Annotated in this window: 17 protein-coding genes; 12 read left to right on the top strand and 5 right to left on the bottom strand. The window is 64.6% G+C overall.

The features are described from left to right. The first annotated feature begins 154 nt into the window (after positions 1 to 154). The 4 genes from ndvB (at position 155) to VQ065_RS10970 (ending at position 5,234) form a co-directional block, all read left to right on the top strand. Positions 155 to 2,764 (top strand): glycosyltransferase NdvB, encoded by a 2,610-nt coding sequence (ndvB, locus tag VQ065_RS10985; protein WP_003086552.1) that lies wholly within the window; start codon positions 155 to 157, stop codon positions 2,762 to 2,764. A 114-nt stretch (positions 2,765 to 2,878) separates the two neighbouring features. Then, positions 2,879 to 4,030 carry a succinyl-diaminopimelate desuccinylase gene (gene dapE, locus VQ065_RS10980; protein ID WP_003086551.1) on the top strand — a complete coding sequence of 384 codons (1,152 nt, stop codon included), beginning with the start codon at positions 2,879 to 2,881 and terminating at the stop codon, positions 4,028 to 4,030. Then, on the top strand, positions 4,030 to 4,833 hold the full coding sequence (locus VQ065_RS10975) for a putative RNA methyltransferase (protein ID WP_003086550.1): 804 nt from the start codon (positions 4,030 to 4,032) through the stop codon (positions 4,831 to 4,833). Before dapE ends, VQ065_RS10975 begins: the two co-directional genes overlap by 1 nt. Positions 4,834 to 4,850: 17 nt before the next feature. Further along, complete coding sequence (locus VQ065_RS10970) at positions 4,851 to 5,234, top strand: hypothetical protein (RefSeq protein WP_003082373.1); 384 nt, start codon at positions 4,851 to 4,853, stop codon at positions 5,232 to 5,234. Between the two features lie 105 nt (positions 5,235 to 5,339). On the opposite strand, the gene VQ065_RS10965 is transcribed toward VQ065_RS10970, so the two are convergent. The 3 genes from VQ065_RS10965 to VQ065_RS10955 all read right to left on the bottom strand — a co-directional run bounded on the left by VQ065_RS10965 (position 5,340) and on the right by VQ065_RS10955 (position 8,279). After that, positions 5,340 to 5,549: a cold-shock protein gene (locus VQ065_RS10965; protein ID WP_003082372.1), complete on the bottom strand. Its 210-nt coding sequence runs from the start codon at positions 5,547 to 5,549 to the stop codon at positions 5,340 to 5,342. Between the two features lie 319 nt (positions 5,550 to 5,868). Next, positions 5,869 to 7,485 carry an ATP-binding protein gene (locus VQ065_RS10960; protein ID WP_003086549.1) on the bottom strand — a complete coding sequence of 539 codons (1,617 nt, stop codon included), beginning with the start codon at positions 7,483 to 7,485 and terminating at the stop codon, positions 5,869 to 5,871. Positions 7,486 to 7,568: 83 nt separating this feature from the next. Beyond that, positions 7,569 to 8,279 (bottom strand): winged helix-turn-helix domain-containing protein, encoded by a 711-nt coding sequence (locus tag VQ065_RS10955; RefSeq protein WP_003082360.1) that lies wholly within the window; start codon positions 8,277 to 8,279, stop codon positions 7,569 to 7,571. 733 nt (positions 8,280 to 9,012) lie between these two features. Here VQ065_RS10955 and VQ065_RS10950 point away from each other — a divergent pair. The 5 genes from VQ065_RS10950 to VQ065_RS10930 all read left to right on the top strand — a co-directional run bounded on the left by VQ065_RS10950 (position 9,013) and on the right by VQ065_RS10930 (position 16,634). Further along, complete coding sequence (locus VQ065_RS10950) at positions 9,013 to 11,904, top strand: ribonucleoside-diphosphate reductase subunit alpha (protein WP_003082358.1); 2,892 nt, start codon at positions 9,013 to 9,015, stop codon at positions 11,902 to 11,904. Between the two features lie 263 nt (positions 11,905 to 12,167). After that, complete coding sequence (locus tag VQ065_RS10945) at positions 12,168 to 13,415, top strand: ribonucleotide-diphosphate reductase subunit beta (RefSeq protein ID WP_003086547.1); 1,248 nt, start codon at positions 12,168 to 12,170, stop codon at positions 13,413 to 13,415. A 359-nt stretch (positions 13,416 to 13,774) separates the two neighbouring features. Next, positions 13,775 to 14,308 carry an REP-associated tyrosine transposase gene (locus VQ065_RS10940; RefSeq protein ID WP_003086546.1) on the top strand — a complete coding sequence of 178 codons (534 nt, stop codon included), beginning with the start codon at positions 13,775 to 13,777 and terminating at the stop codon, positions 14,306 to 14,308. 551 nt (positions 14,309 to 14,859) lie between these two features. After that, positions 14,860 to 16,022, top strand: a protein-coding gene (locus tag VQ065_RS10935) for an IS3-like element IS222 family transposase (RefSeq protein ID WP_086937300.1) whose coding sequence is annotated in 2 segments (ribosomal slippage) — positions 14,860 to 15,115 and positions 15,115 to 16,022 — 1,164 coding nt in all. Because the reading frame shifts where the segments join, the coding sequence is not laid out codon by codon here. A gap of 57 nt (positions 16,023 to 16,079) precedes the next feature. Beyond that, a complete protein-coding gene (locus tag VQ065_RS10930) occupies positions 16,080 to 16,634 on the top strand; it encodes a BRO-N domain-containing protein (RefSeq protein WP_003086545.1) in 555 nt (184 codons plus the stop codon). A gap of 353 nt (positions 16,635 to 16,987) precedes the next feature. On the opposite strand, the gene imm3 is transcribed toward VQ065_RS10930, so the two are convergent. Next, positions 16,988 to 17,449 (bottom strand): pyocin-S3 immunity protein, encoded by a 462-nt coding sequence (imm3, locus tag VQ065_RS10925; protein WP_003140552.1) that lies wholly within the window; start codon positions 17,447 to 17,449, stop codon positions 16,988 to 16,990. Then, positions 17,449 to 19,749, bottom strand: a complete 2,301-nt coding sequence (gene pys3 / locus VQ065_RS10920; RefSeq protein ID WP_014603666.1) for a pyocin-S3 — start codon at positions 19,747 to 19,749, stop codon at positions 17,449 to 17,451. Before pys3 ends, imm3 begins: the two co-directional genes overlap by 1 nt. Positions 19,750 to 20,243: 494 nt before the next feature. Here pys3 and VQ065_RS10915 point away from each other — a divergent pair, with 494 nt between their 5' ends. The 3 genes from VQ065_RS10915 (at position 20,244) to VQ065_RS10905 (ending at position 24,528) form a co-directional block, all read left to right on the top strand. Then, complete coding sequence (locus VQ065_RS10915; protein WP_003086543.1) at positions 20,244 to 20,612, top strand: DUF2195 family protein; 369 nt, start codon at positions 20,244 to 20,246, stop codon at positions 20,610 to 20,612. 249 nt (positions 20,613 to 20,861) lie between these two features. Continuing rightward, entirely contained in the window at positions 20,862 to 22,778 is a 1,917-nt protein-coding gene (toxA, locus tag VQ065_RS10910) for an exotoxin A (RefSeq protein WP_014603665.1), read from the top strand. Positions 22,779 to 23,037: 259 nt separating this feature from the next. After that, a complete protein-coding gene (locus VQ065_RS10905) occupies positions 23,038 to 24,528 on the top strand; it encodes an APC family permease (protein WP_003086540.1) in 1,491 nt (496 codons plus the stop codon). Positions 24,529 to 24,620: the final 92 nt, after the last annotated feature.

Here is a 24,620-nt window from a genome sequence, read left to right as displayed (position 1 = left end):
GCCGCCGCGTCGCCTGCGTTCTTACGGCTCGTCGCGCAGGCCGGACTAGACTTGCAACAGACCCGCCGGCCCGGCGCCTGTACACCCTGGGGGGTGCGGGGTAGCATCCGCCGCCCCGTGTTCAGCGAAACATCCGGAACCTGGTTTCATCTCTATGTCTTCACGCAAGATCGGGCTCAACCTGGTGGTCATCGTCGCCCTGGCCGCCCTCTTCACCGGCATCTGGGCCCTGTACAACCGTCCGGTCAGCGTACCGGACTGGCCGGAACGCATCTCCGGCTTCTCCTTCTCGCCGTTCCGCCTCAACCAGAATCCGCAGAGCGGCCGCTACCCCAGCGCCGAACAGATGCGCGCCGACCTGGAACTGGTCGCCCGGCACACCCACAGCATCCGCACCTATTCGGTCCAGGGCGCGCTCGGCGACATCCCGGCGCTGGCCGAGGCGTTCGGCCTGCGCGTCAGCCTGGGCATCTGGCTCGGCCCGGACCTGGCCGGCAACGAGGCCGAGATCGCCCGCGCCATCCGCATCGCCAACGAGTCGCCGAGCGTGGTGCGGGTGATAGTCGGCAACGAGGCGCTGTTCCGCCGCGAGGTGACGGCAGAACAGTTGATCGCCTACCTCGACCGGGTCCGCGCGGCGGTCAAGGTTCCGGTGACCACCGCCGAACAGTGGCACGTCTACCGCGAACACCCGGAACTGGCGCAACACGTCGACCTGATCGCCGCCCACGTCCTGCCCTACTGGGAGGCCACGCCGGTGGCCGACGCGGTGGACTTCGTGCTCGAACGCGCGCGTGAACTCAAGGCCGCCTTCCCGAGGAAGCCGCTGCTGCTCGCCGAGGTCGGCTGGCCGAGCAACGGGCGCATGCGCGGCAGCGCCGAGGCGACGCCCGCGGACCAGGCCATCTACCTGCGGCGCCTGACCAACGCGCTCAACGGCGAAGGCTACAGCTACTTCGTCATCGAAGCCTTCGACCAGCCCTGGAAGGTCAGCGCCGAAGGCTCGGTGGGTGCCTACTGGGGCGTCTACAACGCCGACCGCAAGGCCAAGTTCAACTTCACCGGGCCGGTGGTGCCGATTCCCAAGTGGCGCGCCCTGGCCATCGTCTCGGCGGTACTCGCGGTACTCGCCTTCACCCTGCTGCTGATCGACAGTTCCTCGCTGCGCCAGCGCGGGCGGACCTTCCTCGCCGTGGTCTCGTTCGCCTGCGCCTCGGTGCTGGTGTGGATCGCCTACGACTACAGCCAGCAGTACAGCACCTGGTTCAGCCTGACCGTCGGCGCGTTGCTGGGCGTCGGCGCGCTGGGGGTGGTCATCGTGCTGTTCACCGAGGCCCACGAGCTGGCCGAGGCGGTCTGGACGCGCAAGCGGCGCCGGCCATTCCTGCCGATCACTGCCGCGCAGGCCTATCGGCCCAAGGTGTCGATCCACGTGCCCTGCTACAACGAGCCGCCGGAACTGCTGAAGCAGACCCTCGACGCCCTTGCCCGCCTCGACTACCCGGACTACGAAGTCCTGGTGATCGACAACAACACCCGCGACCCGGCCGTCTGGCAGCCGGTCGAGGCGCACTGCGCGCGCCTGGGCGAGCGCTTCCGCTTCTTCCACGTCGCCCCGCTGGAAGGCTTCAAGGCCGGCGCGCTGAACTTCGCCCTGGGCCACGTGGCGGCGGACGTCGAGGTGGTCGCGGTGATCGACGCCGACTACTGCGTCGACCCCGACTGGCTCAGGCACATGGTGCCGCACTTCGGCGACCCGCGGATCGCCGTGGTGCAGTCGCCGCAGGACTACCGCGACCAGCACGAGAGCGCCTTCAAGCGGCTCTGCTACGCCGAGTACAAGGGCTTCTTCCACATCGGCATGGTCACCCGCAACGACCGCGACGCGATCATCGAGCACGGCACCATGACCATGATCCGGCGCAGCGTGCTGGACGAGCTGAGATGGCCGGAATGGTGCATCACCGAAGACGCCGAGCTGGGCCTGCGGGTGTTCGAGAAGGGCCTGTCGGCCGCCTACTTCGAGCGCAGCTACGGCAAGGGGGTGATGCCCGATACCTTCATCGACTTCAAGAAGCAGCGCTTCCGCTGGGCCTACGGCGCGATCCAGATCATGAAGCGGCATACCGACGCCCTGCTGCGCGGCCGCGGTCCCGACGGCAGCCGCCTGACCCGCGGCCAGCGCTACCACTTCGTGGCCGGCTGGCTGCCGTGGATCGCCGACGGCCTGAACATCTTCTTCACCCTCGGCGCGCTGCTCTGGTCGGCGGCGATGATCATCGTGCCCAAGCGCGTCGACCCGCCGCTGCTGATCTTCGCGATCCTGCCGCTGGCCCTGTTCGCCTTCAAGGTCGGCAAGATCCTCTTCCTCTACCGGCGCACCGTCGGCGTCGACCTGCGTGACTCGTTCTTCGCCGCCCTCGCCGGCCTGTCGCTCTCGCACACCATCGCCAAGGCGGTGCTGTACGGCTTCGTCACCCGCGGCATCCCGTTCTTCCGCACGCCGAAGATGCGCTCCAGCCACGGCCTGCTGGTGGCCCTGGCGGAGGCCCGCGAGGAAGTCTTCGTGATGCTCCTGCTGTGGGGCGCGGCGGCCGGCATCGTGGCGGTTCAGGGCGTGCCGAGCCGCGACCTGCTGATCTGGGTCGCCATGCTCCTGGTGCAATCGCTGCCCTACCTGGCGGCGCTGGTCATGGCCTTGCTCTCGTCGCTGCCGAAACCGCGCGAGGAACTGGCCGGCGGCGCCGAGCAGATCGGCGGTTGAGGTCGGGCGAGGCGTCGGGACGGCCGGCCCCGCTCGCCTAAACGGCGTCCCTTCGCCCACGTTTATGCTTTAAGATTCCCCCTTTCCGCTCGACCCGCTCAGGATGCCCTCCCCATGACCGCCTCTTCGCCGAGTCTCTCGCCGACCCTCGAACTCGCCTGCGAGTTGATCCGCCGCCCCTCCGTCACGCCCCTCGACGCCGACTGCCAGGCCCTGATGATGCGCCGCCTGGAAGCCGCCGGCTTCGCCCTGGAGCCGATGCGCATTGAGGAGGTGGACAACTTCTGGGCACGGCGCGGCGGCGACGGCCCGGTGCTGTGCTTCGCCGGGCACACCGACGTGGTCCCCACCGGCCCGCTGCAGGCCTGGCAGCACCAACCCTTCGACGCCCTGATCGACGACCAGGGCATGCTCTGCGGACGCGGCGCGGCGGACATGAAAGGCAGCCTGGCGTCGATGATCGTCGCCGTCGAGCGCTTCGTCGCCGACCACCCGAAGCACAAGGGCGCCATCGCCTTCCTCATCACCAGCGACGAGGAAGGCCCGGCCCACCACGGCACCAAGGCGGTGGTCGAACGTCTCGCCGCACGCGGCGAGCGCCTGGACTGGTGCATCGTCGGCGAACCGTCGAGCACCAGCCTGGTCGGCGACGTGGTGAAGAACGGCCGCCGCGGCTCCCTCGGCGCCAAGCTGACCATCCGCGGCGTACAGGGCCATGTGGCCTACCCGCACCTGGCGAAGAACCCGATCCACCTGGCCGCCCCGGCGCTGGCCGAACTGGCGGCGGAACACTGGGACGACGGCAATGCCTTCTTCCCGCCGACCAGCTTCCAGGTTTCCAACCTGAACTCCGGCACCGGCGCCACCAACGTCATCCCCGGTGAACTGACCGCGCTGTTCAACTTCCGCTTCTCCACCGAATCCACCGTCGAAGGCCTGCAGAAACGCGTCGAGGCGATCCTCGACAAGCACGGCCTGGACTGGCACGTCGAATGGGCGCTGTCCGGCCTGCCGTTCCTCACCGAGCCGGGCGAACTGCTCGATGCGGTGGCCGCCAGCATCAGGGCGGTCACCGGCCGCGAGACCCAGCCCTCGACCAGCGGCGGCACCTCCGACGGACGCTTCATCGCCACCATGGGCACCCAGGTGGTCGAACTCGGCCCGGTCAACGCCACCATCCACCAGGTCAACGAGCGGGTCCTGGCCAGCGACCTGGAGCTGCTCACCGAAATCTACTACCAGACCCTGGTGAGGCTGCTCGCCTGATGCTGATCTGCCCGCTCTGCTCCGCCGCCCTGGGCGAGGTCGACAACGGCGTCGCCTGCCCCGCCGGGCACCGCTTCGACCGCGCCCGCCAGGGCTACCTGAACCTGCTGCCGGTGCAGCACAAGAAAAGCCTCGATCCGGGCGACAACGCCGCCATGGTCGAGGCCCGTCGCCAGTTCCTCGGCGCCGGCCACTACGCGCCGCTGGCCCGGCGCCTGGCCGAACTGGCCGCCGAACGCGCGCCGCGACGCTGGCTGGATATCGGCTGCGGCGAGGGCTACTACAGCGCCCGGCTCGGCGAAGCCCTGGCCGGCGCCGAGGGCTACGCCCTGGATATCTCCCGCGAGGCAGTGAAACGCGCCTGCCGCCGCGCGCCGCAGTTGTCCTGGCTGGTGGCGAGCATGGCCCGGCTGCCGCTGGCCGACGCCAGTTGCGAGCTGATCGCCAGCGTGTTCAGCCCGATCGACTGGAACGAAGCCGTGCGCGTCCTCGCCCCCGGCGGCGGCGTACTGCGCCTGGGCCCGGCCAGCGCGCACCTGCTGGAACTGCGCCAGCGGCTCTATGACGACGTGCGCGACTACGCCGACGACAAGCACCTCGCCGGCCTGCCCGCGCAACTGAGCCTGCGCCACACCGAGACCCTCGAGTTCCGCCTGGCGCTGGACAGCTACGACGCGCGGGAAAACCTCCTGGCCATGACCCCGCACGGCTGGCGGGTCAACCCCGAGCGCCGCGCGCGAATCCTGGCCGAACCCTTCGAAGTCAGCGTGGCGGTGCGCTACGATTGGCTGCAACGCGACTGACCGTCCCCGAGGACCCCATGCGCCAACCGGATATCGAGATCTACCTGAAAGACGCCGAGCACGCGGCCGTCGCCGCCTGGCTGGAACAGGCGCTGGGGCCGTGCGGCCCATGGCAGGAGCACGGCCAGACCCTCAAGTGCACCGCCCGCGGCGAGCACGGCGCGGTGCGCGTCACCTGGCTGCCGAAGGCGGTGGGCAAGTGGCACAGCCTGTTCTTGGAGAGCGACAGCACGCCCTGGGACGACGACCTCGCCTGCGCCAGGGCCGCGCATGCCGCGCTCGGCGTGGAGATCCGCTGCGCGCCGGGCGGCTGGGAGGAAAACCAGGGCGAAGAGGACGCCGACCGCTGGCTGCGGGTCGACGCCGGGGGCGTCGAGGAAATTACCTGGCGCACCGCCTGAACGACGAAAACCCCGCGCTGCGAGGGGCCGCCCAACGGGGGCCTGGCGGGGTGGATGCGCTGGATGACAAAAGCCCGTCTCGCGACGGGCTTTTGCTTGCGGGAATCAGACCTTGGAGACGTCTTCCGCTTGCAGGCCTTTCTGGCCCTGGATCACCGAGAATTCCACTTTCTGGCCTTCCACCAGGGAGCGGTGACCCTCGCCGCGGATGGCGCGGTAGTGAACGAACACGTCCGGACCGCTATCGCGTTGAATGAATCCATAACCTTTGGCGTCATTGAACCACTTGACGGTTCCGACCTCACGATCAGCCATTACCACACTCTCCAACTTGCAATTTTTTATAAGTGGCCTTCCCAATCCGGGAAGACTTCGACGGTTCGGCTGCGCAACGCTGTTCTTGTTATCCGACCCCGGCAAAATGCCGTTGGAGCGGGCATTTCGAATGGCGTTCCACTAGCCACCGCGTCCCGGAGTATAAACAAACGAGTCCAACTGAAAAGGACTTTTTTAGCCCCTGGCGGAATACCCGCCACGCCCGGCGGGACTGGCCTTTCGATATGTTTTCGCTACGCCTGGAATACGTCTGCGCAAGCACTTGCAGATAGCTAGCCGCCATATTTCCGTCAACTTTTCAGCGGTCGCGCAGACCTGCCTTGCGCGGCCAGGCCAGGGTGAAGCAGGCGCCGCCCAGAGTCTCGCTGCGGCCGATGGAGGCCCGGCCGCCATGCCAGTAGACGATCCGCCGGACGATGGACAGTCCCAGGCCATGCCCGCCGGAAGCACGGGTCCGGCTGTCGTCCAGGCGTAGGAATGGCGTAAAGAGCCGCTCCCATTGCGCCTCCGGCACCCCCGGCCCGTCGTCCTCGACATCCACCCGGCAACGCTCCAGGCTGACCCGGTAGCTGATCCTGACCCGACGATCGGCATGCCGCAGCGCATTGGTCAGCAGGTTCTGCAAGGCCCGATGCAGGTAGCGCGGCTCGGCCTCGATCCAACTGCCCAGCTCCTCAGGCACCAGCGCGCCCTCCTCGCAACTGACCAGCACCTCGCGGCGCAGCGGAGCGATCTCCTCCACCACCTGGCGCACCAGCACGCCCAGCTCCAGGCGCTGGTAGGTCAGCGGCGGCGAGCCCTGTTCCAGGCGCGCGTAGGTGAGCATCTCGTCGACCAGCTTGTCGAGGTCCTGGATATCGTTGTCCATGCCCTCCAGGTACTTCAGGCGGGCGCCGTCGGTCTCGGCGGTCTCGATCATCTCCAGGCCGAAGCGCAACCGCGCCACCGGCGTGCGCAGCTCGTGGGACACCGCGCGAACCATCTCGCGCTGCACCGTCAGCAGCCGGTGGATGTGCTCGGCCATATGGTTGAAGGCCGCGCCCAGGCGTCCCACCGAGTCGCCTCCGCGCACCTCGACGCGAGTATCCAGGCTGCCGCGGGCGATCCGCGTGGCGGCCGCCTCCAGGCTGCGCAGGCGCTGCTCCAGACGACGCACCAGCAGGTAGGTGATCAGGCCGATGAAGCTCAGGCACAGCGCGCCGAGCAGCAACAGCAGCTGCGGCGGATAGGGGTTCATCTGGAACAGCGGGCCCAGCTCCAGCACCCAGGGCGTGTCGAGGATGCCGGCGAAGATGCGGATCGAGTCGCCGTCCTTGCCCAGCGCCATCACCGTGTCGCCCTCCACCACTCGCCGGCGCTGGTCGTCGTCGAGGTCCAGTTCCTTGACCTGGAGCAGGTGCACCGGGAAGCCGAAGCGCTTGTCGCGGACGATCCGCGCCAGGTGGTAAGGCTGTTCGCTGGCCGGGTAGCGCACCAGTTCGTCCATCAGCAGATAGACCGTGGCCCGCGCCAGTTGCTCGCTGACCTGCTGCACCTCGCCGCTGAGCACCAGGTTCTCGGCGGCGCTGGCCTGGGTATAGACGGTGACGGCGTGCTCGGCGGTCTGCTTCACCAGCACCTGGCCGTTCATCAGGCGCGCGCGGCTGCGTCCGTCCATCCGCAGCTCATCCAGCCCGCGCAGTTGCAGGGGAATCCCCAGCAAGCGGCTCCACTGCGCCAGGGCGCGCTTGCGCTCGGTGGCGGTCATCGGTTGCAGGTTGTCGGCCATCAGGCGGAAGGTGCCGCGCGCCAGTTCCTCGCGGTAGTGCTCGCCGCGCACCTCGTTGATCCAGTGCAGGCCGAGCAGGCCCAGGCCGCTGACCAGCAGCAGGGCCAGGAGCATGCCGCCATAGATGCGCAGGAAGATGGATTTCATCGGCGAGCCCCCGGCCGCTGTCCGCTGCTGTTGATTCTGGCCGACCGGGACGCCCGCGCCCCGGCCCGCAGGAAAAAAGCGCCTCAGCCCTCGCCGACGAACAGGTAGCCCTTGCTGCGCACGGTCTTGATCAGCCGCGGGTGCATCGGGTCGTCGCCGATCTTCGGGCGGATCCGCGAGATGCGCACGTCGATGGAGCGGTCCTGGCCGTCGTACTCGATGCCGCGCAGGGCGTTGAAGATCTCCTCGCGGGAGAGAATGCGCCCGGCGTTCGCCGCCAGCAGCCAGAGCAGGTCGAACTCGGCGCTGGTCAGCTCGATGGTGGTCCCGTCCAGCCAGGCCTCGCGCATCGCGTTGTCGATCACCAGGCGACCGAACGCCAGGCGTTTGCTGTCCGCCGCCGGGGCGCCCGCTTCCGGCGCCTCGCTGCGCCGCAACAGGGCACGGATGCGCGCCAGCAGCACACGCGGGCGCACCGGCTTGCACACGTAGTCGTCGGCGCCCATCTCCAGGCCGAGCACCTCGTCCATGTCGTCGGTGCGCGCGGTGAGCATCAGGATCGGACCGTCGAACTGCGGACGCACCTGGCGGCAGATGGACAGACCGTCCTCGCCCGGCAGCATCAGGTCGAGCACCACCAGGTCCGGGCGTTCGGCGAGGATACGCGCCGCCGCCAGTGCGCCGTTGGCTTCGATGTCGACCTTCAGGCCGTTGCCTTCCAGGTATTCCCGGGTCAGCTCGGCCAGGCGTCGATCGTCCTCGACGATCAGGATGCGCCAGGCTTCTTGCTCCACACAGCCTCCTCGTATCGCGGTCCCGGAGCCGCCGCGCGGCCCCCTCAGAGCGGCCCGCATTGTAGCCAATACGGGGGCCGCGCGGCAGCACGCGAGGAACATCTTGCAAACACTACATATTGTGGGTAGGGTGCGCGCCCCGAAAGGTTGGGGAGTAGGTCTGCGCCGGTGCTTTCCGAGGGCGACGAATGGCATTCTCCAGCGCTGCCGCGGCCTACGGACGCTTCCTAGGACTCACGCACAGAAGACCCACACTTTATCCACAGGTTTCCCCCAGACTGTCACCTTGCAAACACCCCATTAGCGCATTATCTTGTATCCCCATCGTCGCCACCCCCTATATCTTGGGTTTCGAGCGCACGAACGGCTACAACGGAACCAACCGCGCACGGACCACTCTGATGGCTCCGGCGGCTCCGCAAAAAAGCATTTTCCAGACGTACTGAAAGCATCGACGGCGCTCACCGCAAGGAGCCCTTCAATGACGTTGGAAAAGCGGTACGGGTGTTGCAACGGACGCTGTAAACAGACAGTCAACACCACTAGGTATTGTGTTCGACGGCAAAACGCCACGAACCCGCCAGGGCCAGGGAGGCACTCACAGTCCCCACCCTCAGCATTCGAATGAAGCAGCCGCCGCGAGGCCGGCTGCCCGGCTCTTTATCGATTCAAGGGAATGGGCGCCCCGGCGCCCGCTAGCAAAACCATTACGAGAACGTGGAGATACCCACCCATGCATACCGACACCACACGCGAGAACCCGCAGGCCAGCGCGCCGCAGGCCGCCGATTCGTCGCAGGATCTGGCCGCCACCGCGCCGGGCCAGCTGCGCGTGATCAAGCGCAACGGCACCGTAGTCCCCTACACCGATGACAAGATCACCGTGGCCATCACCAAGGCGTTCCTCGCCGTGGAAGGCGGCACCGCCGCCGCCTCGTCGCGTATCCATGACACTGTGCGCCGCCTGACCGAGCAGGTCACCGCTACCTTCAAGCGCCGCATGCCGTCCGGCGGCACCATCCACATCGAAGAGATTCAGGACCAGGTCGAACTGGCCCTGATGCGCGCCGGCGAGCAGAAGGTCGCCCGCGACTACGTGATCTACCGCGAAGCCCGCGCCGCCGAGCGCAAGAACGCCGGCGCCGCCAGCGACGTCGCCCAGCCGCACCCGAGCATCCGCATCACCCGCGCCGACGGCAGCCTGTCGCCGCTGGACATGGGCCGCCTGAACACCATCATCAGCGAAGCCTGCGAAGGCCTGGCCGAGGTGGACGGCGCGCTGATCGAGCGCGAGACCCTGAAGAACCTCTACGATGGCGTCGCCGAGAAGGACGTCAACACCGCCCTGGTGATGACCGCGCGCACCCTGGTCGAGCGCGAGCCGAACTACTCCTACGTCACCGCCCGCCTGCTGATGGACACCCTGCGCGCCGAAGCCCTGGGCTTCCTCGGCGTGGCCGAGAGCGCCACCCATCACGAGATGGCCGAGCTGTACGCCAAGGCCCTGCCGGCCTACATCGAGAAAGGCGCCGAGTTCGAGCTGGTCGATGCCAAGCTGAAGGAATTCGACCTGGAGAAACTGGGCAAGGCCATCGATCACGAGCGCGACCAGCAGTTCACCTACCTCGGCCTGCAGACCCTGTACGACCGCTACTTCATCCACAAGGACGGCATCCGCTTCGAACTGCCGCAGATCTTCTTCATGCGCGTGGCCATGGGCCTGGCCATCGAGGAGAAGGACCGCGAGGCACGCGCCATCGAGTTCTACAACCTGCTGTCGTCCTTCGACTACATGAGTTCCACCCCCACCCTGTTCAACGCCGGCACCCTGCGTCCGCAGCTCTCCAGCTGCTACCTGACCACCGTACCGGACGACCTGTCGGGCATCTACGGCGCCATCCACGACAACGCCATGCTGTCGAAATTCGCCGGCGGCCTGGGCAACGACTGGACCCCGGTGCGCGCGCTGGGCTCCTACATCAAGGGCACCAACGGCAAGTCCCAGGGCGTCGTGCCCTTCCTGAAAGTGGTCAACGACACCGCGGTCGCGGTCAACCAGGGCGGCAAGCGCAAGGGCGCGGTCTGCGCCTACCTGGAGACCTGGCACCTGGACATCGAGGAATTCCTCGAGCTGCGCAAGAACACCGGTGACGACCGTCGTCGTACCCACGACATGAACACCGCCAACTGGATCCCCGACCTGTTCATGAAGCGCGTCTTCGACGACGGCTCCTGGACCCTCTTCTCGCCGTCCGACGTCCCCGACCTGCACGACCTCTACGGCAAGGCCTTCGAGGAGCGCTACGAGTACTACGAGGCCCTGGCCAGCTACGGCAAGCTGAAGCTGCACAAGGTCGTCCAGGCCAAGGACCTGTGGCGCAAGATGCTCTCCATGCTGTTCGAGACCGGCCACCCGTGGCTGACCTTCAAGGACCCGTGCAACCTGCGCAGCCCGCAGCAGCACGTGGGCGTGGTGCACAGCTCGAACCTCTGCACCGAGATCACCCTGAACACCAACAAGGACGAGATCGCCGTCTGCAACCTGGGCTCGATCAACCTGGTCAACCACATCGTCGACGGCAAGCTGGACACCGCCAAGCTGGAGAAGACCGTCAAGACCGCGGTACGCATGCTCGATAACGTCATCGACATCAACTACTACTCGGTCCCGCAGGCGCAGAACTCTAACTTCAAGCACCGTCCGGTCGGCCTGGGCATCATGGGCTTCCAGGACGCCCTGTACCTGCAGCACATCCCCTACGGTTCGGACGCGGCCATCGCCTTCGCCGACCAGTCCATGGAAGCCATCAGCTACTACGCGATCCAGGCTTCCTGCGACCTGGCCGACGAGCGCGGCGCCTACCAGACCTTCCAGGGCTCGCTGTGGTCGCAAGGCATCCTGCCGATCGACTCGGAGAAGAAGCTGATCGAAGAGCGCGGCGCCAAGTACATCGAAGTCGACCTGTCGGAAACCCTCGACTGGGCGCCGCTGCGCGAGCGCGTACAGAAAGGCATCCGCAACTCGAACATCATGGCCATCGCGCCGACCGCGACCATCGCCAACATCACCGGCGTCTCGCAGTCGATCGAGCCGACCTACCAGAACCTGTACGTGAAGTCGAACCTCTCCGGCGAGTTCACCGTGATCAACCCCTACCTGGTGCGCGACCTCAAGGCCCGCGGCCTGTGGGACCCGGTCATGGTCAACGACCTGAAGTACTACGACGGTTCCGTGCAGCAGATCGAGCGCATCCCGCAGGACCTCAAGGACCTCTACGCCACCGCGTTCGAAGTCGAGACCCGCTGGATCGTCGAAGCCGCCAGCCGTCGCCAGAAGTGGATCGACCAGGCCCAGTCGCTGAACCTGTACATCGCCGGCGCCTCGGGCAAGAAGCTCGACGTGACCTACCGCATGGCCTGGTTCCGCGGCCTGAAGACCACCTACTACCTCCGTGCCCTGGCCGCCACCAGCACCGAGAAGTCCACCATCAACACCGGCAAGCTCAACGCCGTGTCGGCCGGTGGCAACGACGGCCTGCAAGCCGCCCCGGCCGCCGAGCCGAAGCCGGCGCCGGTGCCGCAGGCATGCAGCATCGACAACCCCGACTGCGAAGCCTGCCAGTGATCGCGCGTCGCTGAACGGCGTCCGTGTCGTGGCCGGGCAAGCCGGACTCCTCCCGTGAGTCCGGCTTGCCCGGCGCCTGACGGTCGCTCGTCCAGCGCCACGCTGGCAGCGCAAGGCCCCTCGCCAGGGCCAGGAACAATCCCCTTCTTCCCTCCGGGGGAGAAGAACGGCCCGGCCAGACCGTGCCGGACCACCGCTTTCGCGTGCACCTCACGCCCCATATCCAGGCCGCCGAGACGGCCGCCAGACCAGGAGAGAGCAAGATGCTGAGCTGGGACGAATTCGACAAAGAAGACCCGACCGAAGCCAAGGCCGCGCCCGCCGCCGCCCAGGCCGTTGCCCAGGGCCATGACAAGCTGGACGACGAAGCCGCCGGCTCGGTGGAAGAAGCGCGCGCCGTTTCCGCCGACGACTCCGACGCCGTCGCCCGCGCCAAGAAGGCCCTGAACGACCTCGACATCCAGGAAGGCCTGGACGATCTCGAAGGCTCCGCCGCGCGCGTGCAGGTCGGCGACAAGCAGATGATCAACGCCCGCGCCGACCTCAACCAGCTCGTTCCCTTCAAGTACGACTGGGCCTGGCAGAAGTATCTGGATGGTTGCGCCAACCACTGGATGCCGCAGGAAGTCAACATGAACGCCGACATCGCCCTGTGGAAGAGCAAGGACGGCCTCAGCGAGGACGAGCGGCGCATCGTCATGCGCAACCTCGGCTTCTTCTCCACCGCCGACTCCCTGGTCGCCAACAACCTGGTGCTGGCCGTGTACCGCCTGATCACCAACCCCGAGTGCCGCCAGTACATCCTGCGCCAGGCCTTCGAAGAGGCGATCCACACCCACGCCTACCAGTACTGCATCGAGTCGCTGGGCATGGACGAGGGCGAGATCTTCAACATGTACCACGAGATCCCCAGCGTGGCGAAGAAGGCCTCCTGGGGCCTGAAGTACACCCGCTCGATCTCCGACCCGATGTTCCAGACCGGCACCCCGGAAACCGACCGCCAGTTCCTGCGCAACCTGATCGCCTACTACTGCGTGCTGGAAGGCATCTTCTTCTACTGCGGCTTCACCCAGATCCTCTCCATGGGCCGCCGCAACAAGATGACCGGCACCGCCGAGCAGTTCCAGTACATCCTCCGCGACGAGTCGATGCACCTGAACTTCGGTATCGACGTGATCAACCAGATCAAGATCGAGAACCCGCACCTGTGGGACGCCCAGATGAAGGACGAGGCGACCCAGATGATCCTCCAGGGCACCCAGCTGGAGATCGAATACGCGCGCGACACCATGCCGCGCGGGGTGCTGGGGATGAACGCGGCGATGATGGAGGACTACCTGAAGTTCATCGCCAACCGGCGCCTGACCCAGATCGGCCTGAAGGAAGAGTATCCGGGGACCACCAACCCGTTCCCGTGGATGTCGGAGATCATGGACCTGAAGAAGGAGAAGAACTTCTTCGAGACGCGGGTTATCGAGTACCAGACGGGCGGAGCACTGAGCTGGGATTGAGATTCTCGATTTAGGTCAAGACCGTTAGACGCTGTCGCCGGAAAGGGATTTCGGGACAGTGGTAGAGATAAAGAGCCCCGCCTTGTGCGGGGTTCTTCATTAAAGAGAAATAACAACCCAAGGTGTTCAGCAAGTTAATTCACCAAATCAAATAGAAGATATGTGCCAAGCTCACTATCCCCAAGACACCATCGACAGACTATTTGAGGACTGTCAAACAGCCCTAGAAAACAAGAAATAAAAACATGCCCAACCATTCGCTCAATCTGAAATCTCCGTAGGGCGAATAACGCGCAGCGTTATCCGCCGGCTGGCCACGGTACGCTCCGAAATCCTTCTGGATACACGGACGATCCCCAATGCCAAGCTACCGACGCACCTGGGTCCCCGGCGGCACCTATTTCTTCACAGTCACCCTGCATGACCGCCGCTCCAACCTGCTGACCCGCGAAATCGACCTGCTCCGCCGCGTGATCGCCCAGACCAGGCGCCGGCACCCCTTCCGCATCGATGCCTGGGTCGTGCTGCCGGAGCACATGCATTGCCTCTGGACCCTGCCGCCCGACGACGCCGATTTCGCCACCCGCTGGAAGGTCATCAAGTCCGGCTTCGCCCGACGCATCCCCTGCCACGAATCACGTACCCTCGCGCAACGGCGGCGAGGACAACGCGCCATCTGGCAACAGCGCTACTGGGAACACCTGATTCGCAATGACACGGACTACCGGCGCCATTTCGACTACATCCATCTCAACCCTGTGAAACACGGGCTGGTTACGGCGGTCAAGGATTGGCCCTTCTCCACCTTCCACCGGGCCGTGGCTGAAGGGCTTTATCCCGAGGATTGGGCCGGTGATCCTTCCTTGGAGGTCCGAGCGGCGGAGCGGGTTTGAGTCTGCTGGCGGATAACGGCTGTGCCGTTACTCGCTCTACCCCGGCTACCAAGTCTTTTTCTCGGCCTCGCAGGATGGCCGGCCCCGAGAAAGTAACCAAAGCGCTTGCCCCTGCATTCGGCCTCCTACACGACGATTCCGCTCGACCTCCTTATGGGGCGGACCGGAGCGTCGGATGTTTCTCTGGAAGAGGTAGGGCGAATAACGCGAAGCGTTATCCGCAGCTACACAGGATTTTCCTGTAACGCCCGAGCATCGGGGGATTGAAGGAACTTCGTCAAACCGATGTACAAGCAATGGCTTCAGAGAATCGGCGGATAACTGCTTTGCAGTTATTCGCCCTACCGTTGACCGCTATCGGTGCACTCCATAATCACTCTTCGGCGCTAAGAACGCATACCACCCAGCGGCAAACCGCTCCCGAAAGTAGCGGTGTATTCCATTGAGGAAATGCGTATGCCATTCGTTTTTCAACCCACCCTATTCTGTAGTGGTCTACTGATCCCGGACACCGATTTAGGCGAGAATCCTCGCCGTGAGAGAGGTGTCTGATGAGCAAGCAACGACGTACGTTTTCCGCCGAGTTCAAACGAGAGGCCGCGGCCCTGGTGTTGGACCAAGGCTACAGCCATATCGACGCCTGCCGTTCGCTGGGGGTGGTGGATTCGGCCTTGCGCCGTTGGGTGAAGCAGCTCGAGGCGGAGCGCCAGGGTGTGACCCCGAAGAGCAAGGCGTTGACGCCTGAGCAGCAAAAGATCCAGGAGCTGGAAGCCCGGATCAACCGATTGGAGCGGGAGAAAGCGATATTAAAAAAGGCTACCGCTCTCTTGATGTCGGACGAACTCGATCGTACGCGCTGATAGACCAGTTGAGTGAGCAGGAGTCGGTGGAAGTGGTCTGTTCAGCTTTCGATGTGGCGCGGTCTTGCTACTACGTCCACCGTCTTCGACGGCGGCGTGTCGATGCTCGCCGCGTGGCGCTACGCAGCCAAGTCAACCAGTTGTTCAGCCAGAGTCGGGGCTCGGCCGGCAGCCGCAGCATTCTGGGCATGCTGCGCGAAGAGGGCGTGACCATCGGCCGTTTCCGAGTGCGTCGGTTGATGCGTGAGCTGGGCCTGGTCAGCAAGCAACCGGGCTCGCACGCCTACAAACAGGCCACGGTTGAGCGGCCGGATATCCCGAATCGGCTGAACCGCGAATTCGCGACCGAGCATCCCAATCAGGTGTGGTGTGGCGACATCACCTACGTCTGGGCGCAAGGCCGTTGGCACTACCTGGCCGCGGTGCTGGATCTGCATACCCGGCGGGTGATCGGCTGGGCGTTCTCGGCCAAGCCGGATGCCGAACTGGTGATCAAGGCCCTGGACATGGCCTACGAACAGCGCGGCAAGCCACAGCAGGTGCTGTTCCATTCAGACCAGGGCAGCCAGTACGCCAGCCGCCTGTTTCGGCAACGGCTCTGGCGCTATCGGATGCAGCAGAGCATGAGTCGCCGAGGGAATTGCTGGGATAACTCGCCGATGGAGCGCCTGTTCCGCAGTCTGAAGTCGGAGTGGGTCCCGTCAACGGGTTACCTGACGGCGCAGGAGGCCCAACGGGACATCAGTCATTACTTGATGCACCGCTACAACTGGATCAGGCCGCATCAATTCAACGACGGGTTACCACCTGCGGTGGCCGAAGAAAAACTCAACCCACTGTCCGGGATGGGTTGACCACTACATTCATCCCCTCGCGGCACGACACCAACACCACCTCCCCGGAGGTGCGTCATGTCTGACGCCCTCCTCCACCCCAGCCGTTTCACCCACCACCATCGGGTCCTGCACGCCGTGCTGCTGGATGAGGAAGGCTGGTTCGTGCTCTCCGACCTGGTACGGCTGCTGGGCCGTTACCTGGGCGGTCGGGCGCCGGCGGCGTTGTGTGACGAGGCGCCGTGGCCGCTGGCGACGGCGGAACAGCGCGAGCGCTTGTTCACCCTCTGCCATACGCTGGAACGGCACCTGGATGCCGACCAGTGGCGGCTCGCCTGGCTCCATGACGAACGCCACGGGCCACGCCAGGACTGCCTGGTCAGCGAGTCCGGGCTCTACGCTCTGCTCTGGCTCGCAGTGCCTGGCGCGGCACGGGGTTTGCGCCGTTGGGTCAGCGGCTCGGTGCTGCCACGCCTGCGCAGCCAGTCCCACCCCAACGCCACGCCCCAGCGCGCCGTGCTGCACTGGAAAACCGCCGAGATCGACACCCTGCACTGGCAAGGCAAGACCTGGATCCCCCTCTCCGACTGCCCCCACCTCCTCGACAGTCCACGCCCGCTGATCCGGGCCTGACCCCGTCATACGCCCTGAAAGGAGTCAGGGCTTGAAACAGCGGAGTGACCTGCTTTTACATAACTACTTTGTAGTGGCCTGCAATCAGCACCGGCCTGTAATCCATCGCGGCCAACCAGAATTATCTGCGACTGACGGATAGGCTGGGCTCAGATTAATTGCGAGCGAGCATGCAATCCATGCGCCGGGCTTGCAATCCATCACCGCGGGTTCACGCTCTTTGCGACTGACGTTCAGGCCTAGAAGCCCTTGTTTCCGCTTTCTATATTACCAAAGGCTTGCGCGACAACTGGGATGATATCTATACAAAAGCATGAGGCTTCATTGAAGCCTCATGCTAAATTAATAATTATCTATTTAGAACCAAGAAGAGCGAAAGTTAAATTGCACACATTCGAGTCAGATGTGTATGTGAACCCAATACGTAAATTGGCTTTCTGGGGGTGCATAAAGTAGTCCCAGCCGCCAAGAATTCCAATCACAGGAACTCTGAAAGACTCTCTCGTCTCAAATGGTTTCCCCATCACTGAACGAACTTGCTCTTTACTCATTTTTCTAACTAGAGGTTCAGGCAGTTCCCCTGAGTAAGCAGCAGAACCCTCCACAGTGTCAATTAATGAAATATGAATCTTCTCAAGAATCTTGTTTTCTGCTCGGAAGTTTAGTTCAAGTCCTTTTTCTGGAGAGAGCGTTAGGTGTTCAGAATGTTCGTAGGGGCTCTCCAGTTTTCCAGACTTAACCAATCCAGCACCAACAATCTCCTCATGGGATTTTCCGATGCTATCAATTAGTTTAACGATCAGCTTCTTCTCCATCAGTACCACCCCTGTTCTTTGTTCACCATGTGTAGTTCTGCGCGCGCCCTCTCAATATCATCTTCGGAGAACCCCTCCTCTAGCAATCCTTTCTTGACGGCATCGAAATTGCTATCGACTGCTGCACGCAAGTCGGAGGCATCCTTCTGTTGCTTTTCTTTGGTGTTACGTCCTCCGTAGGTTTCACTGAACCTCTGATGCACTCTAGCTGGTATGGCAACACTCCCCCCTTTCTTCATTAATTTGCGAATTTCTCCATAGGGGATGTCTGGATAAATAGCTCTCAAACTCGTCGCCAACGCACCTTGAGCCGGCATATGGTCAAGATGGTTTCCATCACGAGGTCTTCCTGCAAAATTACCATAAATGTCCACTTCCAGCGGCTTAACCGGCGGCTTGGAAAAGACCAGATAGAGCGGAGGAACGTCCGAGCCCGCCGGGAAAATCACGATCAGATCGTCCAGATCTAACGGCACTTCCGGATAGGACTCCGGTTCGGCCTGCACTGGGGTGATCGTTGCTCCCTCATACACCGGAACCGGCTGCGGTACGACCGGAGTGTTGCTTGAGGGGTTCTGGCTTCCTGGAGGGGTAGCAGGGGTCCAGGTCAAGATCAGCGGGGGTGTATTCGGCACGGTGGACTTTGCGGGAACCGTCACCTCATACCGGCCTGTCGCAGTATTGAGGGTCGCGGCGCGAACAGGCACGCCCTTGGGGACAGTTGCACCGTTGGTCAACATCGCGGCAATCTGCGATTTACCACTCGGGCTCTCTTGTGCAGCACTCGTGAGTCGTACCGGCATATCAACCGTGCCACCTGCCTTGGCGACGCTTTGCAAATCAGCCGTGCCAGGAAGCCCCAGAGCGGACGCCTCCAGTGCCAATGCATTGCGAACGCCGGCAGGAACCTTGTCACTGTCTTTACCAGCCTGGTCGGAGTAGAGCGATAGCACCGCGAAGGTGGCCACGTATGCGCCAGGTCCACTACCAGCAATCTGAATCAAGCGATTGACAGCATTCGTTAGGGAAGCCGCCAGGCGAGCCGTCTCCACTGCCGCACTACCAAACCCGGCCACCGAAACCAGCGGCGTAGAGGTGGCCGGCATCGCCAAGGTGTTCGCAGCCTGAATGATCTGACCTGGTACTACATCGGCTGTTTTTTGCAAATCGTTGGTCGCCGCACGCTGTGCCTCGGCTACCGCTGCCGAAACCTCCTTGGCTTTGGCCTGCAGCGCTGCTTCGGTCTGCAGGGCAAAGGTGTTCACCTTGGCATAGGTGCTTTCAGTGAATTGTCGAAGGGTTGCTTGTGCAGCTTGCGAAGCCGCCTTGGTGGGGCTGGCCTTGACCTGGGCGGTTAGCCTGTTGACCTCGGTTTCGACCTCGGCGGCCGCATTGGCAGCAAACTGAGCCAGCGCTTGTTTTCGTGCTGTCGAAAACGCCGTGGCTTCGTTGACGATCTGCTTGACTTTGGTGTTGAAAGCCGTGACCTGGGCTTCTCCACTGGCCTGTGCTGCCAAGGCAATCTGATTCCGAAATGCCGCGCTGATCAGGTTCTGGCTGGACGAAATCTGGCTGTTGGCTTGTTGCTGGGCTTGCGCTGTCTTGACCTGCACCGCCTGGGTTGCCGAGGCGACTGCACCACTGACCTGGGTGGAAACCTGAGACAGACTAGCATCCACTGCTTTCACACGTTGCTGGACCTTGGTGGCGGTCGGAGTGGTGATCGCGTTGAAGTCGGCACCGAGCTGTTGAGTGACCTGCTGGGCTTCCAGGCGTGCCGCTTCTTCCGCTTTGCGTTTGGCGTCCGCTTCTGCCTGACGCTGGGCTTCTGCCTCCGCCCGGCGGCGGTCGGTTTCAGCATTGAGCTTGTTCAAGCGCTCTTGAAGACTATTGATCTGATCATTCAGGATGATTGTGTTGTAGCTTGCTTGCAGCTTATCCAGACTAGCCGAGTTCTGAACCACATCCAATTCGTTATCTAGTTCAGGGCGCTTTCGATTTAGCAGCCCGGTGACAACTACGGTTGATCTTTCCAGCCACTGCTCAGGTGTGAAGCTGGCAGGTAGTGCCGGATACTTGGCAGCTTCCGTATCCAACTCTGCCTGAACGTCGGCTTCCAGACTCTCTTTCCTCTTTTTGAAGTCAGCCTCCATGGCCAGAGTAAAACCACGGAAAGGGTTACCGAACGGATAGTTGCTTAGTATGTCCTGCCTGTCTCGTGATACGTCTATGCTAACTCCGCCAGGTTTCCCGGGGCGACTTGAGTATCTAACAATCAGTGGCGGTGGTGCATCAGCCATAGTTTTTACCTCGATTTGAGCTTGAGAAAATATACAGAGGTATTCTTGCTGGAATATGTGCCCACTGGAATCCAACTTCTAAAATCAACGCCAATGCACCTGGCACACACGCCAATCAACTACAATCCCTCCACACGACCATGAGCGTCATCGATTTCCTTCAATAGAGCTGACTCATTTGCGCATGTGTCCATCAAACGGTCATTTCCTGAACGCACACCTCATCTACCCCGGCCAGTCACGGAAGCCGCATACCTTCAGTCCATTAACGAACTCCCACTTTCAAAATTCATCCATGCCGCCCCTTCGCGAGCTTCCGGACAAAACCACGCTGATTGCGAGCCCAGCGTTTTTGGTTGCAAGCCGCTGCACCTGGTCAGGCCGTTTCCGCAGCGCATGAAGTCCTGGCCGATATACCGGCAGGGCCAGCCATCGTTCGACGAATAAAGCCACCTCAGCCATGATGCCCTTTCCATCCCCAGCGGAACCCCGACATGGACGCCAAAGCCCTGCTCCTCGGCAGCCTCTGCCTGGCCGCCCCATTCGCCGACGCGGCGACGCTCGACAATGCCCTCTCCGCCTGCCTCACCGCCCGGCTCGGTGCACCGCACACGGCGGAGGGCCAGTTGCACCTGCCACTCACCCTTGAGGCCCGGCGCTCCACCGGCGAATGCGGCTGTACCTCGGCGCTGGTGCGATATCGGCTGCTGGCCAGGGGCGCCAGCGCCGACAGCCCCGTGCTTCAAGAGGGGCTGCTCGATAGTCGCCAGGACACGCCGCGCACGCTGACCCTGGCGGCGGACGCCGGCATGGCGAGCGGCCGCGAACTGGTCGTCACCCTGGGTTGTCAGGCGCCTGACTGACAGGCCGGGCTGCCACCACCAGGCCGAGATGGACGCCCTGCATGTATCCTCCGATCGGCAAGCCTCCCGTTCGCACATTCACCACTCTGCAATCCAGTTCATAAATCCCATAAAAGCCCTCTTCCGCTCCCCGCCAGCCTCCCCGCATCCCGCACCCTAGACGCCCCGCCGCTCTCCGCCGGCTCGCCCGACAAGAAAAACCAACCGCTCGATCAGCCTCATCCTTCACCCATCACAGGAGCCATCGCGATGCACCTGACACCCCATTGGATCCCCCTGGTCGCCAGCCTCGGCCTGCTCGCCAGCGGCTTGTCCGCGTCCGCCGCCGAGGAAGCCTTCGACCTCTGGAACGAATGCGCCAAGGCCTGCGTGCTCGACCTCAAGGACGGCGTGCGTTCCAGCCGCATGAGCGTCGACCTGGCCATCGCCGACACCAACGGCCAGGGCGTGCTGCACTACTCCATGGTCCTGGAGGGCGGCAACGACGCGCTCAAGCTGGCCATCGACAACGCCCTCAGCATCACCAGCGACGGCCTGACCATCCGCCTCGAAGGCGGCGTCGAGCCGAACAAGCCGGTGCGCTACAGCTACACGCGCCAGGCGCGCGGCAGTTGGTCGCTGAACTGGCTGGTACCGATCGGCCACGAGAAGCCCTCGAACATCAAGGTGTTCATCCACGAACTGAACGCCGGCAACCAGCTCAGCCACATGTCGCCGATCTACACCATCGAGATGGGCGACGAGTTGCTGGCGAAGCTGGCGCGCGATGCCACCTTCTTCGTCAGGGCGCACGAGAGCAACGAGATGCAGCCGACGCTCGCCATCAGCCATGCCGGGGTCAGCGTGGTCATGGCCCAGACCCAGCCGCGCCGGGAAAAGCGCTGGAGCGAATGGGCCAGCGGCAAGGTGTTGTGCCTGCTCGACCCGCTGGACGGGGTCTACAACTACCTCGCCCAGCAACGCTGCAACCTCGACGATACCTGGGAAGGCAAGATCTACCGGGTGCTCGCCGGCAACCCGGCGAAGCATGACCTGGACATCAAGCCCACGGTCATCAGTCATCGCCTGCACTTCCCCGAGGGCGGCAGCCTGGCCGCGCTGACCGCGCACCAGGCTTGCCACCTGCCGCTGGAGACTTTCACCCGTCATCGCCAGCCGCGCGGCTGGGAACAACTGGAGCAGTGCGGCTATCCGGTGCAGCGGCTGGTCGCCCTCTACCTGGCGGCGCGGCTGTCGTGGAACCAGGTCGACCAGGTGATCCGCAACGCCCTGGCCAGCCCCGGCAGCGGCGGCGACCTGGGCGAAGCGATCCGCGAGCAGCCGGAGCAGGCCCGTCTGGCCCTGACCCTGGCCGCCGCCGAGAGCGAGCGCTTCGTCCGGCAGGGCACCGGCAACGACGAGGCCGGCGCGGCCAGCGCCGACGTGGTGAGCCTGACCTGCCCGGTCGCCGGCGGTGAATGCGCGGGCCCGGCGGACAGCGGCGACGCCCTGCTGGAACGCAACTATCCCACTGGCGCGGAGTTCCTCGGCGACGGCGGCGACGTCAGCTTCAGCACCCGCGGCACGCAGAACTGGACGGTGGAGCGGCTGCTCCAGGCGCACCGCCAACTGGAGGAGCGCGGCTATGTGTTCGTCGGCTACCACGGCACCTTCCTCGAAGCGGCGCAAAGCATCGTCTTCGGCGGGGTGCGCGCGCGCAGCCAGGACCTCGACGCGATCTGGCGCGGTTTCTATATCGCCGGCGATCCGGCGCTGGCCTACGGCTACGCCCAGGACCAGGAACCCGACGCGCGCGGCCGGATCCGCAACGGTGCCCTGCTGCGGGTCTATGTGCCGCGCTCGAGCCTGCCGGGCTTCTACCGCACCGGCCTGACCCTGGCCGCGCCGGAGGCGGCAGGCGAGGTCGAACGGCTGATCGGCCATCCGCTGCCGCTGCGCCTGGACGCCATCACCGGCCCCGAGGAGGAAGGCGGGCGCCTGGAGACCATCCTCGGCTGGCCGCTGGCCGAGCGCACCGTGGTGATTCCCTCGGCGATCCCCACCGACCCGCGCAACGTCGGCGGCGACCTCGACCCATCCAGCATCCCCGACCAGGAACAGGCGATCAGCGCCCTGCCGGACTACGCCAGCCAGCCCGGCAAACCGCCGCGCGAGGACCTGAAGTAACTGCCGCGACCGGCCGGCTCCCTTCGCAGGAGCCGGCCTTCTCGGGGCCTGGCCATACATCAGGTTTTCCTGATGCCAGCCCAATCGAATATGAATTCATCCTGATAGGTAATCCGCCTAACCTGCGTCTGCCACGCTTTCGCTCGTCCCGGAAGCGGCCATAACAATTCCAATAGCCGACGAGGACTCTCCATGCTCACCCATCGCATCGGTGGCATCCGCCTTTCCCCTTCCCCGCAGCGCTCGCCCGGAGACCGCCATGACTGATCTCCGCGATACCTCCCGCGACGAACGCCTGCTGGCGGCCCACGGCTATCGCCAGGAATTGGAGCGCGGGCTGAGCCTGTGGTCGTCCTTTTCCGTCGGCTTCGCCACCATCTCGCCGGTGGTGGGCATCTACTCGGTGATGTCCCTCGGCGCCATGAGCATGGGCCCCTCCTGGGTCTGGGTGGTGCCGCTGTGCCTGCTGCTGCAGTTCGGCGTGGCGCTGGTCTACGCCGAGCTGTCCTCGCAGTTTCCGCTGGCCGGCGGCTGCTACCAGTGGGTGCGGCGCCTGGTGGGCGACCGCCTGGCCTGGTTCACCGGCTTCCTCTACCTGGCTTCGGCGCTGGCCTCGCTGACCACCGTGGCCTACCTCGGCGGCTTCTGGCTCGGCCTGCTGGCGACCGGCGCGCCGCCGTCGGCCAACGGCCAGGTGCTCTGCGGCGCGCTGCTGCTGGCGCTGGGCCTGGCGGTGAACCTGCTGGGGATCAACCCGCTGAAGTACTTCGTCAATGCTGGGATCGTCGCCGAGGCCATCGCCTCCATCGGCATCGGCGTGCTGTTGCTGCTGTTCTTCCGCAACCATCCGCTCGACCTGCTGTTCAGCGGCCCGGGCGGCACAGGCGGTGCGGACGGCGCCTACCTGGACGGCGTGCTGACCGCGCTGGCGGTGGGCGGCTGGGCTTTCCTCGGCTTCGACGCCTGCTCGCAGATTTCCGAGGAAACCACCGATGCCCGCGTCTCCACTCCCCGGGCGATCCTGCGCTCGATGCTGGTGGTGGGATTCACCGTGATGCTCACCGCCTTCGCCGTGACCCTGTCCTACCAGGACATCGGCGCGGTGATCAGCGGCCAGGTGGTCGACCCGGTCACCCCGGCGGTGGTGGACGCCTTCGGCGCCTGGGCCGAACGGCCCTTCGTCGCAGTGGTGCTGATCGCCTTCGTCGCCTGCGTGGTGTCGGTGCAGACCTACATCGGCCGGGCGATCTTCGGCATGGCGCGCGACGCCATCCTGCCCGGCTCCGCCCTGCTACGCCGGGTCGACCGGCGCAAGGTGCCGATGGCGGCGATGGTCTGCAGCACGCTGCTGGCCAGCCTCGGCCTGGCCCTGGGGCTGAACGCCACGGCGGTCGGCACGCTGATCGCGTTCGGCAGCGGCGGTTTCTTCGTGGTCTTCCTGATCGTCACCGCCTGCGCCCTCTGGGCCCGCCTCGTCGGCCGCTGGGACCCGGACAAGGGCGCCTTGCGCCTGGGACGCGCGGGGCTGGCGGTGAACGTCCTGGCAGTCGCCTGGCTGTCGTTCGAGGCGCTCAACGTCGCCTGGCCGCGGGCCAGCCTCGCCCCGCCCGACGCGCCCTGGTTCCAGGTCTGGGCGGTGGTCGTGGTGTTCTCCGCGCTGGCCGCGTTCGGTCTGCTCTACATGGTCATCGCCAAGCCGCATCGGCGCATCGCCACCAGCCTCAGCTTCGCCGCTCCGCCGGCGGACTGACCCGCACGCGCCGGCCGTTCCGGCGCCTCCTCCGGTTGTTCTCGCACGCTGGCTTCGCGCCCGGCGGGGCCCGGCTCATCCTGCTTTCACGG

This window comes from Pseudomonas sp. KBN10P06128 (assembly GCF_037574945.1).
GTDB classification, from domain to species: domain Bacteria; phylum Pseudomonadota; class Gammaproteobacteria; order Pseudomonadales; family Pseudomonadaceae; genus Pseudomonas; species Pseudomonas aeruginosa.
This window is presented reverse-complemented; position numbering and strand designations above follow the sequence as displayed.

Excerpts from the sequence above, each read along its gene's own strand:
- ndvB (WP_003086552.1), top strand. The coding sequence starts at position 155 with ATGTCTTCACGCAAGATCGGGCTCAACCTGGTGGTCATCGTCGCCCTG.
- dapE (WP_003086551.1), top strand. The coding sequence starts at position 2,879 with ATGACCGCCTCTTCGCCGAGTCTCTCGCCGACCCTCGAACTCGCCTGC.
- VQ065_RS10975 (WP_003086550.1), top strand. The coding sequence starts at position 4,030 with ATGCTGATCTGCCCGCTCTGCTCCGCCGCCCTGGGCGAGGTCGACAAC.
- VQ065_RS10970 (WP_003082373.1), top strand. The coding sequence starts at position 4,851 with ATGCGCCAACCGGATATCGAGATCTACCTGAAAGACGCCGAGCACGCG.
- VQ065_RS10965 (WP_003082372.1), bottom strand. The coding sequence starts at position 5,549 with ATGGCTGATCGTGAGGTCGGAACCGTCAAGTGGTTCAATGACGCCAAA.
- VQ065_RS10960 (WP_003086549.1), bottom strand. The coding sequence starts at position 7,485 with ATGAAATCCATCTTCCTGCGCATCTATGGCGGCATGCTCCTGGCCCTG.
- VQ065_RS10950 (WP_003082358.1), top strand. The coding sequence starts at position 9,013 with ATGCATACCGACACCACACGCGAGAACCCGCAGGCCAGCGCGCCGCAG.
- VQ065_RS10945 (WP_003086547.1), top strand. The coding sequence starts at position 12,168 with ATGCTGAGCTGGGACGAATTCGACAAAGAAGACCCGACCGAAGCCAAG.
- VQ065_RS10940 (WP_003086546.1), top strand. The coding sequence starts at position 13,775 with ATGCCAAGCTACCGACGCACCTGGGTCCCCGGCGGCACCTATTTCTTC.
- VQ065_RS10930 (WP_003086545.1), top strand. The coding sequence starts at position 16,080 with ATGTCTGACGCCCTCCTCCACCCCAGCCGTTTCACCCACCACCATCGG.
- imm3 (WP_003140552.1), bottom strand. The coding sequence starts at position 17,449 with ATGGAGAAGAAGCTGATCGTTAAACTAATTGATAGCATCGGAAAATCC.
- pys3 (WP_014603666.1), bottom strand. The coding sequence starts at position 19,749 with ATGGCTGATGCACCACCGCCACTGATTGTTAGATACTCAAGTCGCCCC.
- VQ065_RS10915 (WP_003086543.1), top strand. The coding sequence starts at position 20,244 with ATGGACGCCAAAGCCCTGCTCCTCGGCAGCCTCTGCCTGGCCGCCCCA.
- toxA (WP_014603665.1), top strand. The coding sequence starts at position 20,862 with ATGCACCTGACACCCCATTGGATCCCCCTGGTCGCCAGCCTCGGCCTG.
- VQ065_RS10905 (WP_003086540.1), top strand. The coding sequence starts at position 23,038 with ATGACTGATCTCCGCGATACCTCCCGCGACGAACGCCTGCTGGCGGCC.